Raw genomic sequence first — 13,807 nt, forward strand, 5'->3', positions numbered from 1 at the left:
TGGCAGAAACCGGGCCCGGAGCCAGTTGGCTCCGGGCCCCCAGGTGACTGAAGGCCAGCTCGCCGCCGACCGGCCCGCGACGGCCCGGAGACCGGAAACCGTCTGGCGGTGCCCGTGCGGATCCGGGAGGCCACGCTCAGGACGAGGGTGCCGCCACGATCTGCCGGAGGGCGGCCCGGACGCCGTCGGCACGGATCAGCCGCAGGGCCTCGGTATAGGCCTCGACGAACCGGGCGGACTGCGCGAGGGTGCCGAACAGCGACCGGTCCTCGATGAACGCGGTGGGGTTGTCCCCGTTGTGGCGGGCGGTCGCCATGAGACGGTCCCGACGCGGATCCACCACCTCGATGGGCCGGCCATGCTCGTCGACGCCCTCGGCGTACCGGGCCCAGGCCGCCACGACCGCGGCGCAGATGCCCACCGGTCCGCCGCTGTTCAGCTGCGCCGTGACCACGGGCAGCAGAAACTTCGGGATGCGGTCCGAGGTGTCGGCGCAGATGCGGGTCAGTGGGTCGCTCATCTCCGGGTTCGAGAAGCGCTCGATCACGGTGCGGCCGTAGGCGTGGAAGTCGACCCCGGGGATGGGCTTGAGGGTCGGCACCGCCTCCTCGTCGACGTAACGCAGCAGCATCGCTCGGACGTCCGGATCAGCGATGGCCTCGTGCACATACTGGTGCCCGAGCAGGAAACCGAAGTAGCACAACGCCTGGTGGGTGCCGTTGGCCAGCCGCAGCTTCATCAGTTCGTAGGGTTCGACGTCCGCCACGATGTCCACGCCGACGTCCTCCAGTGGAGGGCGGCCGGCGACGAACGTGTCCTCCAGCACCCACTGGTGGAACGGCTCACAGGTGACCGGCCACCGGTCCCGGTAGCCGTAGGTCCGCTCCAGGTAGGCGCGGTCGACGTCCAGGGTCGCCGGCGTCACCCGGTCGACCATCGAGTTCGGGAAGGAGAGCTCCTGCTCCATCCAGCGGGCCAGCTCGGGGTCCTTCATCCGGGCGAAGCCGAGGAACGCGGTGCGGGACACGGCACCGTTCTCCTGGATGTTGTCGCAGGACATGATGGTCAGTCCGCCCACACCGCGGTCGCGCCGCAGGCGCATCGCCTGGAGCACCAACCCGAAGGGCGTTGCGTTCGGCACCTCGGCGCGCAGATCCGACTGGATCTCCGCAGACTCCCCGGTGAACTCGCCGGTCACCTGGTCGATGCCGTAACCGCCCTCGGTGATGGTCAGCGACACCACGCGGGTTGCCGGGTCGGCGATCCGCTCCGCGACGCTGGCCGGGTCCTCCGGGGCGTACCGGACGTCGAGGAGCGAGCCGATCACGCGGTTGCGCCGGTTGCCGTCGGGTTCCTTCACCGTCAGCGTGTAGAGGTGGTCCTGGGCGGCGAGCCGGTTCCGGCCACCTTCGTCGGCGGGCCGGACGCCCACGCCGTGGACTGCCCAGTCCGTGGCCTGGCCGCGGCGCATCAGCTGGTCCAGGTACATCGCCTGGTGCGAGCGGTGGAAGTGCCCCACACCGAAGTGCACTATCCCGCCGCGCAGCGCCGTCCGGTCGTACCGGGGCGCGTCCACCTCGGCGGGCAGCGCGGCGAGGGTGGCGTTGCTCAGTTGCTTCATCACTCTTCCCGTTCTGTGAGCCGCAGGGCGGCCAGGTTTCCGCCGGAGATCCGGCAGACGTCGGCCGCGAGGTCCATCGCCTCGCGGGCCAGGTCGCTCCACTTGGATGTGTCCAGGTCGATCCCAAACTCGGCGAATCCGCACACGAGGCGCGCGAGCGTCGCGTCTCCCGCACCCATCGTGTCGATGATCGGCCCAGGCCGTACCGGCACCGGCGCGGTCGCGACCACCCCGTCCGCGGTATGCACGGAAACTCCGTCGGCGGCCCTGGTCAACACGACCGCCCGCACGCCCGAGCGCAGCAGGTCGGCCACGAACTCCGCAGGGTCACCGACGTCCAGGCCGGCGATGTCCTGCAAGCTCAGTTTGACCACGTCGGCGACCTCGGCGAGCCGCCGGAATCCCGACCGGTACGCCGGCACGTCCCGGACCAGTGAGGGCCGCACGTTGGGGTCGACCACGAAGGTCCGTCCGGCTCGGCGGACGACCTCGACGAGCGCCGCTACCTGGCCGGGGTCGTGCATCGGGAACGAGTTGACCACCACGACGGAGCCGGCGGCGATGGCCGCGAGGTCCACCGGGGTGTACGAGTAGCGCCGTTCGTGGATCGCGGCGGAGAACTCGTAGACCGGCTCGCCGGCCACCCGTCGGGAGATCGCCGTCCCGGTCGGCAGCGAGCAGGCGAGCGGCACCAGGGTGACGCCCGCGTCGGCGATCGCGTGCCGTAGCCACCCGCCGAGGTGATCGGCGGAGACCGGCGCTGCCAGCACCGCCGCCGTCCCGAGCCGCCGTACGCCGACGGCGAGGTTGAGCCCGGCACCGCCCGGATGACGGGTGCGGGTCCCGTCCTCGTACTCGATGATGTCGACCAACGCGTCGCTCACCACGACCACGCCGGGGGCCGGCGACCCTTGCCCTACTGACGCCGTCATTGCAGGTTGGTGTGGTTGTAGCTCATCGTGGCGTCCGGGTCGGGCAGCGTTCGCATCAGCTCCAGCACGACGGAGTCGAGCAGGATCAGCGCCGACTGCTCGAAGAGCGTCCCGCCGAACTGCTGGCTGGTGGCCGCGGGGAGCACGATCGAGGAGTCCGCCAGGTCCCGCAGCGGGCTCTCCCGCTGGTGGGTGACGAGGAGGACCCGCGCGCCCTGCGACGTGGCGATCCGCGCGAAGCCGACGCTGACCGGCGTACGCCCGCTGCCCGACACGATCACCAACGTGTCGCCGGAGCGCACCGACGGTGCGGTGGCCTCGCCGACGAAGTGCGCCGCCAGGCCGAGGTGCATGAAACGCATCGCCGCCATCTGCGCGGCGAGCCCGGATCGGCCCTGCCCGGAGAGGAACAGCCGACCGCTCGTCACCTGGTCGAAGCCGGCGACGAACCGGTCGTACTCGTCGGCCGGCAGCCCGGAGAGGACCGACCTCAGTTCGGTGCCGCTCAGATGCCAGGAGTCGACGCGTCGACCTGGGTCCTGATCCATGCCGCTTCTCCTTCCGGGTCGGTGGCCTCGGTGACGCCGGAGCCGATCACCACGATCTCGGGGGCCACCTCGAGGGCGCGGGCCAGGTTGGCGCGTCGGATCCCGCCGGCCAGGGAGACCCGGAATCCGCGCTGCCGCCGCTGGGCCACCCGGTCGATGTGGTCTTCGGTCCCGACGCCGGCCCGCCTGGCGTCTGACGGGGCGTGCAGGGCCAGCCAGACGTCCTGCGGCGGGCGACCGTCCAGCAGTGGTTCGACGTCCAGGCCGCCGTCGAGGATGGTGTCCAGCACCACCTCGCCCCCGTACCGCTGGGCGACCTCGTCGGCGTTTCGGCGGGTGGCGAGCGAGGCGTGCGCGAGCACCGTCATCATGGCGGCCCCGGCGGCGAAGATCATCTCGGCCTCGAACGCCCCGCCGTCCGCCGTCTTGGTGTCGGCGAGCACCGGCTTGCCGCCACCAAGCTCCCGTACGGTGCTGATGGCGGCGAGCCCGAAGCGCTTGAGCACGGGCGTGCCGACCTCGATGACGTCGAAGTATTGACCGACGCGCGGGATGAGTGCGAGGTGCTCCGGTGCGTCGATGGCGAGTTGCAGTCTTACGGTCATGTCCTGGGCCCCGTCCCGGTGTCTTGCAGTCCGGTGATGACCTTCAGCAGCGAGTCCGGGGTGAATGAGGATGTCGGCTCGTCGGCCACCACCCGGCCGAGGCGCAACACGACGATGCGGTCGGTCACCTGGAGCACGTGCGGGAGTGTGTGGGAGATGAAGACGACGCCCAGGCCACGTTCCCGCGCCCCCGCGACCACCTTCAGCACCTCGCCCGACTGTCGCGCGCCGAGGTGGTTGGTCGGCTCGTCCAGGACGATCACCTTGCGGGCCCAGGCGACGGCGCGGCCGATGGCCACGGCCTGCCGCTGCCCACCGGAGAGCTGGTTCACGTTCCGGCGTACTCCGGTCAGGCCGATTCCGGCCCGTTCCAGTTCCTCGTGCGCGACGCGGGCCATGGCCTTGTTGTCGAGAAACCCGAGCTTGCCGAGCAGCCCCGGCCGCAGCTTCTCCCGACCGAGGAACACGTTGCCGCTGACCGTCAGGTCGGGGCAGAGGCCGGAGTCCTGATACAACGTCTCGATGCCCGCTTCAAGCGCCTCGTGCGGCGACTTCCACGCCCGCGCCACGCCGTCGAGGTAGACGCTTCCGGAGTCCGGCTGGTGTGCGCCCGAGAGCACCTTCACCAGGGTCGACTTGCCGGCCCCGTTGTCGCCGACCAGTCCGACGATCTCGCCGGCCCGGATGGAGAGGTCGACGTCGGTCAACGCTTGCACGCTGCCGTAGGACTTGGTGACCCCGCGGGCCTCGTAGATGGGCGCGTCAGCCACGGCCTGCTCCCTTCCTGGTACGAACGTTGATCTGCTGGACTCCGACCGCCACGGCGATCAGGAGGCCGATGACCACCTGCTGCCAGTTCGGCGCGACGCCGATCAGGATCAGACCGCTCAGCACCGCGGTCGTGATGAGCGCGCCGAGCACGGTGCCGGACATCCGCCCGCTGCCGCCGACCAGGCTGGTGCCGCCGATGACCGCCGCGGCGATCGCCGCCAGCTCCTGGCCCTGCCCGGAGGTGGGCGAGCCCGAACCCAGCCGGAAGTAGACGAACAGACCGGCCAGGCCGGCCATCAGCCCAGCCAGCATGTAGACCTTCAGCAGGTGCCGGTCGACGCCGATCCCGGCGCCCCGGGCGGCGAAGCCGTTGGAGCCCACCGCGTACGTCCAGCGACCGAACCGGGTGAAGCTGAGCACCAGCCAGGTGACCGCCAGGACGGCGAAGACGATGATCAGTGGGATGGTCAGCAGGTTCAGGTACTGCGTGTTGCCGAGCCGGATCACCGCGGCCGGGCCGCCGGCGATCTGGACCCCACCGGTGAGCACCAGGGTCAGGCCGGCCCCGGCGCCCATGGTCGCCAGCGTGGCGATGAACGGTGCCAGCTTGGCCCGGGTGATGAGCAGTCCGTTGACCAGGCCGACCGCGAGACCGGTGGCCAGGGCCACCACCACGCCGACGGCGATCGTCGCGCCGGTGGCGGTACCGCCCTCGTTCAGGGATCTCATCGTCATGGCGGCGGCGACGCCGCTCAGCCCGAGCGTCGACCCCACCGACAGGTCGATGCCGCCGGTGATGATGACGTACGTCTGCCCGATCGCCAGCAACATGACCGGCGCCCAGTCCTGCAGGATGTTGGCGAAGGCGAACCGGGTGAAGAAGAGCGGGTTCATCGTCGTGAAGAAGACCACCATGACGACCAGCACGCCGAGCAGGATCACGTCCTGCCGTAGTAGTACCGCTCTCAGGCGCGCGCCTCGGGTCTCAGTCGCGTCCTGCTGCATCGTGTCGGCCGTCATGGCAATCCCTCCTCGTGACGATTCGCCGCTGTTGCCGATTACTTGGCCGGGTACTGGTACTGCTCGGTCTCGGCCAGGTTGTCCCTGGTCATCACCACGTTCGACATCACGACGTCCTTCTCGATCTTGTCGACGTTCTGGTTACGGATCGTGTCCACCAGGTTCTGCAGCGCGAGCGCGGCCTGATCGCCGGGCTTTTGAGCAACGAGGGCGCTGAAGACATCGGCCTTCAGGTCGGCCACCTGGTTCTCGTAGGCGTCGTAGCCGATGAGCTGGACCTGGCCGGACTTGCCCGCGTTTCGCAGCGCGGCGACGGTACCGGTGCCGGACGTTCCGTCCACGGCGAAGATGCCCTTGAGGTTCGGGTGCTTCAGCAGGATCGTGTTGACGGCGGAGGTCGCCCTGGCCGGCTGGCTGTTGGCGTACTCCTTGCCGACGAGTTTGATGTCCGGGTAGTTCTTCAACTCCTCGGTGAAGCCCTTCTCCCGCAGCTGGTTGGTGGTCGCCGTCGGCGAGCCGGACATCAGGAAGACCTCACCGGACCTGCCGATCTGCTCGGCCAGGGTCTTGGCCGCCTGCCGGCCACCCTCAACGTTGTCACCGGTGATAGCCGAGGTGAGATAGCTCTGGTCGGTGACCGTGGTGTCGACGGTCACGACCGGGATCTTGGCCGACTGCGCCTTGGTGACGCTGGGCTGGAGCGCGTCCGGATCAGTGGGAACGAGGACGAGCCCGTCCACCCGCTGGGTGAGCATCGAGTCGACGAACGGGATCTGCGACTGGGGTGAGTACTCGCCCGGCGCTCCCTGCCACAGCAGCTTGATGTCCAGCTCCTTGGCCTTCGCCTCAGCACCGATCTGCATCGCCTTGAAGAACGGGTCGGAGGCGATGCCCGGGACGAACCCGATGGTCAGTTGCTTGTCGTCGCCACCGCTGTTCGCGGTCGAGCCGTCGCCGCAGGCGGCCATCGAGAAGGCGAGGGTGCCTGCCATGGCTACGCCGATAACTGTCCGGAGGGTTCTCTTCATGCCACGTGCTCCTTTGTCGGGCTGATATGGCCGACCGCGGGGAGTTCCGCACCCCATGTCCATGCGGGCCGTACTACGCCGTCGGATAGCCCTCACCAGCACTTCTCTTCTGCGCAACCGCTTGCGCGCCGAGATGATGGCGGAACTGTATCCACGCGCAACCGCTTGCGCAAGGGCTTGCGTTTGGCTAGATTGAAGCTCCTCGCAGTGCGCCGGCAGCCGGCAGCAGCCGCAGGACAGGTAGCCGCACGGGAAAGAGGCAGAGCGCGAGTGGCAACGATGGCAGAGGTGGCACGGATCGCCGGGGTGTCGACGACGACCGTGTCGCACGTGCTCAACAAGACCCGCAACGTCGCCCCGGAAACCGAGGAACTCGTCCGCAAAGCGCTGGAATCGACCGGGTACCGGCACAACCTCGCAGCCCGAGCCCTGGCCACCCAGTCGACAGACACCATCGGGCTCGCGATGTCCGTGGTCACCAACCCGTACTTCGCCGCGCTCATCCGGGACATCGAGCGGCACCTGCGCCGGGCCGGGTACACCCTGATCCTGGCCGACACCAACGACGACCCCGAGGTCGAGTTGGACGTGATCAACCACCTGCTGGCGCGGCGGGTGAGTGGGCTCATCGTGAATCCACTCGAAGGCAACGAGGAACTCACCCAGTGCCTGCGGAAGCTGCTTGACGAGGAATTGCCGATCATCTTCCTCGACCGCCGGTCGACCCTGCCGGGCGACCAGGTGTACTCCGAGTGCGTGGACTCGATCCACCACCTCACGGCCCACCTGGCGACGCAGGGACATCGCCGGATCGGCTACGTCAGCGGCGCCATGAGGGAGATGTCCGCCCAGGACCGGCTCACCGGATACCGCAAGGCCGTAGCGGAGCTGGGGCTGGCGACCGATCCGGGCCTCGTCATCGCCGGGGAGTCCGACGAACACGTCGCGGAGCAGCGTCTCGTCGAACACCTCGCCTCGGACGAACCCGCCACCGCCCTGGTCGTCTCGAACAACCAGATGACCCTCGGGGCGATGCGAGCCATCCGCCGTGCCGGCCTGAAGGTGCCCCGCGACATCGCCGTGATCTGCTACGACGACTTCGAGTGGGCCGACCTGTTCGATCCCCAGATCTCGGCCATGGCGCAGGACGCCGCCAGGCTTGCGTCGAGCGCCGTCGAGCTTCTGCTCGCCCGGATCCGGCAACCGGACCGCCCGCCGCAGTCCGTGGTGGTGCCGGCCGCCTTCCGGCACCGAGACTCGTGCGGCTGCGCACGCGAGAAGCACCAGGAACACGGGAAAGCGGACAATGTCCAGGCCACCCGCTGAGGCGCTCACGCTCGCCGGACTCGCCGACCGCGCCCGGGCGTTGTCAGTGGGATCCGACCGGACGCTCATCGGGATCGTCGGACCGCCCGGTGCCGGCAAGAGCACCGTGGCGGAGGCCCTCGTACATCAGCTCGGTTCGGACGCCGTCCTGGTCCCGATGGATGGCTTCCACCTGAGCAACGAGGTCCTCGAATCGCTGGGACGCCGGGACCGCAAGGGCGCTCCGGACACCTTCGACGCGGACGGCTACGTCGCCCTCCTCCGCCGGCTGCGCGAACAGGTCGACGAGATCGTCTACGCTCCGGCGTTCCGGCGCGACATCGAGGAGCCGATCGGTTCGAGCATCCCAGTGCCCCGGGCGACACCGATCGTGGTCACCGAGGGCAACTACCTGCTGCTCGACACGCAGCCTTGGAAGCTCATCCGCGACCTTGTCGACAGCACCTGGTACCTGGAGGTGGACGAGACCGTACGCCTCGAACGGCTCATCGCCCGCCACGTCGCCTTCGGAAAAACCCCCGACGCGGCCCGAGCCTGGGCCGAGGGCAGCGATCAGGCCAACGCGGCCACCATCGCCGAATCGAGCCGGTACGCCGACCTGCTGCTCCGCCTCGCGCCGACCGCCACCTGACGAGGCGTCATCCTGCCAGGCCCAGTCGCCCACGGACCGCCTTTGCCCTACGTGTACCCGGCCTGGCGTCGCGCCACTGAGCAGGGTCGACCGACTCGGCCTTGGCGTGAACTGGTGCCGTAGCTGTCATCGGCCGCCGCGGATCACCACGCCGGATTCGTAGGCGAGCACGACGAGTTGCGCGCGGTCGCGGACGTTCAGCTTGGCCATGGCGCGATTGACGTGGGTCTTGGCGGTCACCGTGGTGATCACCATTCGTTCGGCGATCTCGCCGTTGGACAGGCCCTGTGCGACCAGGGCGACGGCCTCGCGTTCGCGGGCGGTCAGCTGCGCCAGCGCGCCGGTGTCGGACCGCAGCGGTGGCGCAGCGACATACCGGGCGATGAGCTTGCGGGTGATCGCTGGTGCGAGCAGCGCGTCGCCGCGTGCGGCGACGCGGACGGAGTGCAGGAAGTCCTCCGGCTGGATGTCCTTGACGAGAAACCCAGCCGCGCCGGCTCGCAGGGCGTTGAAGACGTACTCGTTCAGGCCGTAGTTGGTCAGGATGACCACGTGCACCCCGGCCAGGGCCGGGTCGGCGGCGATGCGTCGGGTCGCCTCGATGCCGTCGACGACGGGCATCTGGATGTCGATGAGCGCGACATCGGGCAGGTGCCGTTGGGCAAGCGTCACCCCGTCACGACCGTCGGCGGCCTCGGCCACCACCACGATGTCGTCCTCGGCATCGAGCAGCGCGCGGAACCCGCTGCGGATCAGCGGCTGGTCGTCGACCAGCAGGACGCGGATCACGACGCCCCAGGCACCGGAAGCTCGGCATGAACGGTGAAACCGCCCTCGCTGCGAGCCCCGGCGCGGAGCCGTCCGCCGAGGGCGCTTACCCGTTCACGCATCCCGAGCAGCCCTACACCGGGCACCAGCGCGGACGCCGGCGTGGCCGTGCCGTCATCCTCGACCTGGACGATGATCGCGTCGGGACGGTATTCGACGCGGACCGAGGCGGTGGCTGCCGCGGCATGTCGGGTGACGTTGGTCAGCGACTCCTGCACGATCCGGTACGCGGTCCGGTCTACCGTGGCGGGCAATCCCATGCGGTGTCCCTCGATCGTCAGCGTTGTTTCGAGGCCGTTCACCCGTGCCCGCTGCACCAGATCCGCAACCTGGTCGAGCCCGTGCGCGACGGTGCTGCCGTCGTCGCGGAGCGCTTCCAAGGTTGCGCGCAGCTCGCGGGACGCCTCGCGACCGGCGTCGCGGATCGTCAGCAGCGCCTGCGGCACCGGCTCGCCGCGCTTGCGGGCCAGGTGCACGGCGGCTTCGGCCTGCACCTTGATCACCGAGATCTGGTGGGTGAGCGAGTCGTGCAGCTCCCGCGCGATGTGCAGCCGTTCCTCGTCGGCGCGGCGCAGCGCGCTCTCCTCGCGGGTGCGCTCGGCCTCGTCCGCCCGGCGCTCGGCCTGGCGCAGCGCCTCACCGGCCGCGCCGGCGGCGATCAGCCAGGCCAGTTCGAGGACACCCCTGGCCTGCGTGAACGCCTCGCCGATGGGCAGGCCTGAGGTCATCGCCGCCGCGGGAAGCGCAGCCAGCATGATCACGCTGGTCACTGCGGTGGCGGTCCGGTGTCCGGCCCGCATCGCCGCGTACACCGCGACCAGATACGCGACCGCGAACACATTAAAACCGACGGCCTGATAGCCCACCGCGCACACGCCGGTGACGACCAGCACGGCGACCGGAGCGCGTCGCCGCGCGGCCAGCGCCAGGCCGCCCGCGCCCAGCAACGCGAAGCCGAGCGGATCACCTCCGGTGGTGGAGCGGTCACCGGACAGCCCGTTGAGCAGCAGAACCGCCGCCACACCGACCGCGATCAGCCATTGCCGGACACCGATCCTGCTCATGCGCGCACCATAGCCCGATGCCGGCCCCCGGCGAGTCGTGCCGACGACGGACCAGGTCCTACCACGTACGCGGTATCGCCGTGCCTCGCCGCCCGCACCCGCAGCAGCCACGTGCCGCGCAGGCGGCAGCGTGAATGTCTACGTCTGCACGACGCCATCCGGCCGGCCAACGGACAGGATTTAGCGACATCCGGCAGAGAAAACGAAGGAGACCCCCATGCCCATCAGTGAGCTGCTCGCCGCGCCCACCGTCGACGCGTACACCCTGACCGGCGACCGTGTCGTGGCCACCGCCGCCGCCCTCGTGGCGCTGGCTGGCGCGTTCATCGGCGGGCTGGCTCTGGCCCGCTCCACCAACGGCAACGCGAAGTGGACGTCAGCGGTGGCCCTCGCGGCGGGAGGCATCGGGATCGTCGCCGGCGCGCTGGTCGTGGTCACCGCCGACGGTGGGCCCGGTACCGGCAACGGCATCGTCGGCGGCTACGCGGCCCTCGGTCTCGGGCTGACCGCCGCACTGCTCGGCGGGATCGCGCTTGCCCGGACCCGCCGCATCGCCTGACAACCACGCCGAAGGAGCTCGAACCCGTCCGGTGTGGACTCCGGACGGCAGCTTCGCCTCGCTGGTTGAGTCCGGTGCCGGCCCCGAGCCGGTCGGCGGGGGACCGGCTCGCCAGGTACGGACCGGGGTCGTGGGGAGCCATCGGCGGGGAGGGCCACATCCGGGTTCTCGTGGTGTCGGACGTGGTTTCGGAAGACCCGCCCTGGTGTTATGGTACCCCTCGTCTTCCGCCATGCGGAATTGTGTATTCACGATACGAAAGATGGGAGTCGAGCGTGGCCACAGACGCCTCGGTGACGATCGTTGGAACGGCCGTAGCAGGCGGCGAGGACGTGCTCACCCTCGACGCGCTCGCGTTCGTTGCAGACCTGCACCGCCGCTTCCAAGGCGACCGGGACCGGCTGCTCGCAGAGCGGGTGCGCCGGCGTGTCGAGATCGCCCGGACCGGGCGGCTGGACTTCCTGCCGGACACGGCGGATGTCCGGGCGGGCGACTGGCGGGTGGCACCCGCCCCGGCCGACCTGCGTGACCGGCGAGTGGAGATCACCGGCCCGACCGACCGGAAAATGACGATCAACGCGTTGAACTCCGGGGCCAAGGTCTGGCTTGCCGACTTCGAGGACGCCACCGCCCCGACCTGGGCGAACCTTGTCGCCGGCCAGCTCAACCTGACCGACGCCATCGAACGGCGAATCGAGTTCACGAGCCCGGAGGGCAAGCGGTACCAGCTTACCGACGGGCCGCTGCCGGCGATCGTGGTCCGGCCGCGCGGCTGGCACCTCGAGGAACGGCACCTCCTGGTGGACGGGGCGCCGGCCGTCGGGGCGTTGGTCGACTTCGGTCTCTACTTCTTTCACAACGCTCGCCGGCTGCTCGCCAGTGGTAGTGGGCCGTACTTCTACCTGCCCAAATTGGAGAGTCACAGGGAGGCGCGGCTCTGGAACGACGTGTTCCGCTACGCGCAGCAGGCGCTCGGCATCCCCAACGGCACAATTCGGGCCACCGTGCTCATCGAGACCATCACCGCCGCGTTCGAGATGGATGAGATCCTCTACGAGTTGCGCGAGCACGCCTCGGGACTGAACGCCGGCCGCTGGGACTATCTGTTCAGCATCATCAAGACCTTCCGTGACGCAGGCTCCAGGTTCGTGCTGCCCGATCGCAATTCGGTGACGATGACGGCTCCGATGATGAGGTCGTACACCGACCTGCTGGTCGCGACCTGCCACCGGCGGGACGCGATGGCGATGGGCGGGATGGCAGCCTTCATCCCCAACCGGCGGGAGCCGGAGGTCACCGCGGCGGCGCTGGCCAAGGTGCGGGCGGACAAGGAGCGCGAGGCTGGCGACGGCTTTGACGGCTCCTGGGTCGCGCACCCGGACCTGGTGCCGGTCTGCCGTGAGGTGTTCGACGCGGTCCTGGGAAATCGGCCCAACCAGGTCGACCAGCAGCGGGACGACGTGAAGGTCACCGCTGACGATCTGCTCGACATCGCGGCCACGCCGGGTGCGGTGACCGAGGCGGGACTGCGCAACAACATCGCGGTCGGGCTCCGCTACGTCGAGGCGTGGCTGCACGGTACCGGCGCGGTGGCGATCTTCAACCTGATGGAGGACGCCGCCACGGCGGAGATCTCCCGGTCCCAGGTCTGGCAGTGGGTGCACACCGGGACGGCGCTGGACAGCGGTGAGGTGGTCACGGCGGAGCTGGTCCGGAATCTGATCGCCGAGGAGGTCGCCGCGCTCCGGACCGAGCTGGGCCCGGAGCGGTTCGCCGCCAGCCGGTACGAGGCTGCCCGCGAGGTGTTCGAGGAGGTCGCGCTCGGCGCGACCTACGTCGACTTCCTGACCCTTCCGGCATACCGGCTGCTCGCCAGCTGAACCGGCTGCCGGAGCGTCAGTTAACTGTGCCCAATGTCCGCCGGCCGGTGCCTGCCGGCCGGCGGACGGGCGAGGCTAGCGGGGTGCCCGGGGGGTCGGCGGCCCGGCGTAGCTGGCCCGGTTCGCCGCCGCGATCGCCGAGGACGACTGCTGCAACAGCGGTACGGCCTTGGCGACCAGGCTGTCGTTGATCCGGGCGGTCGGTCCGGAGACCGACAGTGCCAGCGTGCCGGGGGGGCCGGCCACCGCCACCGCCACGCAGCGCACCCCGACCTCCTGCTCCCCGTCGTCTATCGCGTAGCCGTGCTCCCGTATGGTCCGCAGCTCCCGCATCAGGTCGTCCAGGTCTGTGATGGTGGTCGGCGTTGTGGCGACGAACTTGGTGTTGGCGTAGACCTCGGCGATCACCTGGTCGTCAAGCTGGGCGAGCATCGCCTTGCCGACCGCGGTCCGGTACGCCTCCACGCGGCGGCCGACCTCGGTGAACATTCGCATCTGGTGCCGGGACGGCACCTGGGCGAGATAGACGATCTGCGTCCCCTCGAGCCGGGCCGCGTTGGCGGTCTCGCCGAGGATGTCCACCAGCGTCGCCAGGTGCGGCCGGACCAGCGGGGCGATCATCGATAGCGCTTGGTCGCCGAGGTGGATCAACGCGCTGCCGAGCGCGTACCGCCGGTCCGGTTCCTGACGGAGCATGCCGGCGCCGATCAGGGTCCGGAGCAGCCGGTGGATGGTGGCGATCGGCAGTCCGGTGGCGCTCGCCAGCTCGGACAGCCCGCACGGTGCTCCGGTGTCGGCGATCATATTCATGATCTGTAACGCCCGCTTGACGGACTGGACGCCGCCGCCCGAGCCGTCGCTGTCGCCTTCGCTCCCGCGCGCCATATCCCTCATTCCCGTGCCGCCGTGGTCTCGCGCTCGCCAATGCCCGCGCGGCGCACATCGTATGCGGTGCGGGGGGTCGGGTGCTGCCGCCACCCGAGTCGATCCGCCG

At 69.7% G+C, this 13,807-nt stretch carries 13 protein-coding genes and 1 pseudogene; 4 read left to right on the forward strand and 10 right to left on the reverse strand.

Annotated elements, in window-relative coordinates; all coding sequences use genetic code 11:
• Positions 1-136: 136 nt before the first annotated feature.
• From OG811_RS13670 to OG811_RS13700, 7 genes and pseudogenes are all read right to left on the reverse strand, one after another.
• Positions 137-1,621, reverse strand: coding sequence for a mannitol dehydrogenase family protein (locus OG811_RS13670; protein WP_406074632.1), 1,485 nt, complete (start codon positions 1,619-1,621; stop codon positions 137-139).
• Positions 1,621-2,553, reverse strand: a complete 933-nt coding sequence (locus OG811_RS13675) for a PfkB family carbohydrate kinase (protein WP_406074634.1) — start codon at positions 2,551-2,553, stop codon at positions 1,621-1,623. Before OG811_RS13675 ends, OG811_RS13670 begins: the two co-directional genes overlap by 1 nt.
• Positions 2,550-3,101, reverse strand: coding sequence for an SIS domain-containing protein (locus OG811_RS13680; protein ID WP_334604803.1), 552 nt, complete (start codon positions 3,099-3,101; stop codon positions 2,550-2,552). Before OG811_RS13680 ends, OG811_RS13675 begins: the two co-directional genes overlap by 4 nt.
• Positions 3,059-3,706: an orotidine 5'-phosphate decarboxylase / HUMPS family protein gene (locus OG811_RS13685; RefSeq protein WP_406074637.1), complete on the reverse strand. Its 648-nt coding sequence runs from the start codon at positions 3,704-3,706 to the stop codon at positions 3,059-3,061. Before OG811_RS13685 ends, OG811_RS13680 begins: the two co-directional genes overlap by 43 nt.
• Positions 3,703-4,425, reverse strand: a pseudogene (locus OG811_RS13690) (ATP-binding cassette domain-containing protein); the annotation flags it as partial. The pseudogene OG811_RS13690 and the gene OG811_RS13685, both read right to left, overlap by 4 nt.
• A 43-nt stretch (positions 4,426-4,468) precedes the next feature.
• Entirely contained in the window at positions 4,469-5,497 is a 1,029-nt protein-coding gene (locus OG811_RS13695) for an ABC transporter permease (RefSeq protein WP_406074638.1), read from the reverse strand.
• Between the two features lie 38 nt (positions 5,498-5,535).
• Positions 5,536-6,525 (reverse strand): substrate-binding domain-containing protein, encoded by a 990-nt coding sequence (locus OG811_RS13700; RefSeq protein WP_406074639.1) that lies wholly within the window; start codon positions 6,523-6,525, stop codon positions 5,536-5,538.
• A 279-nt stretch (positions 6,526-6,804) separates the two neighbouring features.
• On the opposite strand from OG811_RS13700, the gene OG811_RS13705 reads away from it, so the two are divergent.
• Entirely contained in the window at positions 6,805-7,851 is a 1,047-nt protein-coding gene (locus tag OG811_RS13705) for a LacI family DNA-binding transcriptional regulator (RefSeq protein WP_406075716.1), read from the forward strand.
• Entirely contained in the window at positions 7,832-8,482 is a 651-nt protein-coding gene (locus tag OG811_RS13710) for a nucleoside/nucleotide kinase family protein (RefSeq protein WP_406074641.1), read from the forward strand. Before OG811_RS13705 ends, OG811_RS13710 begins: the two co-directional genes overlap by 20 nt.
• Positions 8,483-8,608: 126 nt before the next feature.
• Here the strand turns inward: OG811_RS13710 and OG811_RS13715 are convergent, their stop codons facing one another.
• Complete coding sequence (locus tag OG811_RS13715) at positions 8,609-9,271, reverse strand: response regulator (protein WP_406074642.1); 663 nt, start codon at positions 9,269-9,271, stop codon at positions 8,609-8,611.
• Positions 9,268-10,374, reverse strand: coding sequence for a sensor histidine kinase (locus tag OG811_RS13720; protein WP_406074644.1), 1,107 nt, complete (start codon positions 10,372-10,374; stop codon positions 9,268-9,270). The genes OG811_RS13715 and OG811_RS13720 overlap by 4 nt, the downstream gene beginning before the upstream one ends.
• 217 nt (positions 10,375-10,591) lie before the next feature.
• Here OG811_RS13720 and OG811_RS13725 point away from each other — a divergent pair, with 217 nt between their 5' ends.
• Positions 10,592-10,933 carry a DUF6223 family protein gene (locus OG811_RS13725; protein WP_406074646.1) on the forward strand — a complete coding sequence of 114 codons (342 nt, stop codon included), beginning with the start codon at positions 10,592-10,594 and terminating at the stop codon, positions 10,931-10,933.
• Between the two features lie 293 nt (positions 10,934-11,226).
• Entirely contained in the window at positions 11,227-12,813 is a 1,587-nt protein-coding gene (gene aceB / locus OG811_RS13730) for a malate synthase A (protein WP_406074648.1), read from the forward strand.
• Positions 12,814-12,888: 75 nt separating this feature from the next.
• Here aceB and OG811_RS13735 read toward each other — a convergent pair whose 3' ends face one another.
• Positions 12,889-13,698, reverse strand: a complete 810-nt coding sequence (locus OG811_RS13735; RefSeq protein ID WP_406074650.1) for an IclR family transcriptional regulator — start codon at positions 13,696-13,698, stop codon at positions 12,889-12,891.
• Positions 13,699-13,807: the final 109 nt, after the last annotated feature.

Origin of the sequence: Micromonospora sp. NBC_01638, from assembly GCF_045209745.1 — a bacterium.
Classification (GTDB): Bacteria; Actinomycetota; Actinomycetes; order Mycobacteriales; family Micromonosporaceae; genus Micromonospora.

What these genes read in the sequence shown, in the direction of transcription:
- OG811_RS13725 (WP_406074646.1), top strand. Translation starts at nt 10,592, where the DNA reads ATGCCCATCAGTGAGCTGCTCGCCGCGCCCACCGTCGACGCGTACACC.
- OG811_RS13670 (WP_406074632.1), bottom strand. Translation starts at nt 1,621, where the DNA reads ATGAAGCAACTGAGCAACGCCACCCTCGCCGCGCTGCCCGCCGAGGTG.
- OG811_RS13700 (WP_406074639.1), bottom strand. Translation starts at nt 6,525, where the DNA reads ATGAAGAGAACCCTCCGGACAGTTATCGGCGTAGCCATGGCAGGCACC.
- OG811_RS13685 (WP_406074637.1), bottom strand. Translation starts at nt 3,706, where the DNA reads ATGACCGTAAGACTGCAACTCGCCATCGACGCACCGGAGCACCTCGCA.
- OG811_RS13735 (WP_406074650.1), bottom strand. Translation starts at nt 13,698, where the DNA reads ATGGCGCGCGGGAGCGAAGGCGACAGCGACGGCTCGGGCGGCGGCGTC.
- OG811_RS13695 (WP_406074638.1), bottom strand. Translation starts at nt 5,497, where the DNA reads ATGACGGCCGACACGATGCAGCAGGACGCGACTGAGACCCGAGGCGCG.
- OG811_RS13720 (WP_406074644.1), bottom strand. Translation starts at nt 10,374, where the DNA reads ATGAGCAGGATCGGTGTCCGGCAATGGCTGATCGCGGTCGGTGTGGCG.
- OG811_RS13675 (WP_406074634.1), bottom strand. Translation starts at nt 2,553, where the DNA reads ATGACGGCGTCAGTAGGGCAAGGGTCGCCGGCCCCCGGCGTGGTCGTG.
- OG811_RS13680 (WP_334604803.1), bottom strand. Translation starts at nt 3,101, where the DNA reads ATGGATCAGGACCCAGGTCGACGCGTCGACTCCTGGCATCTGAGCGGC.
- OG811_RS13710 (WP_406074641.1), top strand. Translation starts at nt 7,832, where the DNA reads ATGTCCAGGCCACCCGCTGAGGCGCTCACGCTCGCCGGACTCGCCGAC.
- OG811_RS13705 (WP_406075716.1), top strand. Translation starts at nt 6,805, where the DNA reads ATGGCAGAGGTGGCACGGATCGCCGGGGTGTCGACGACGACCGTGTCG.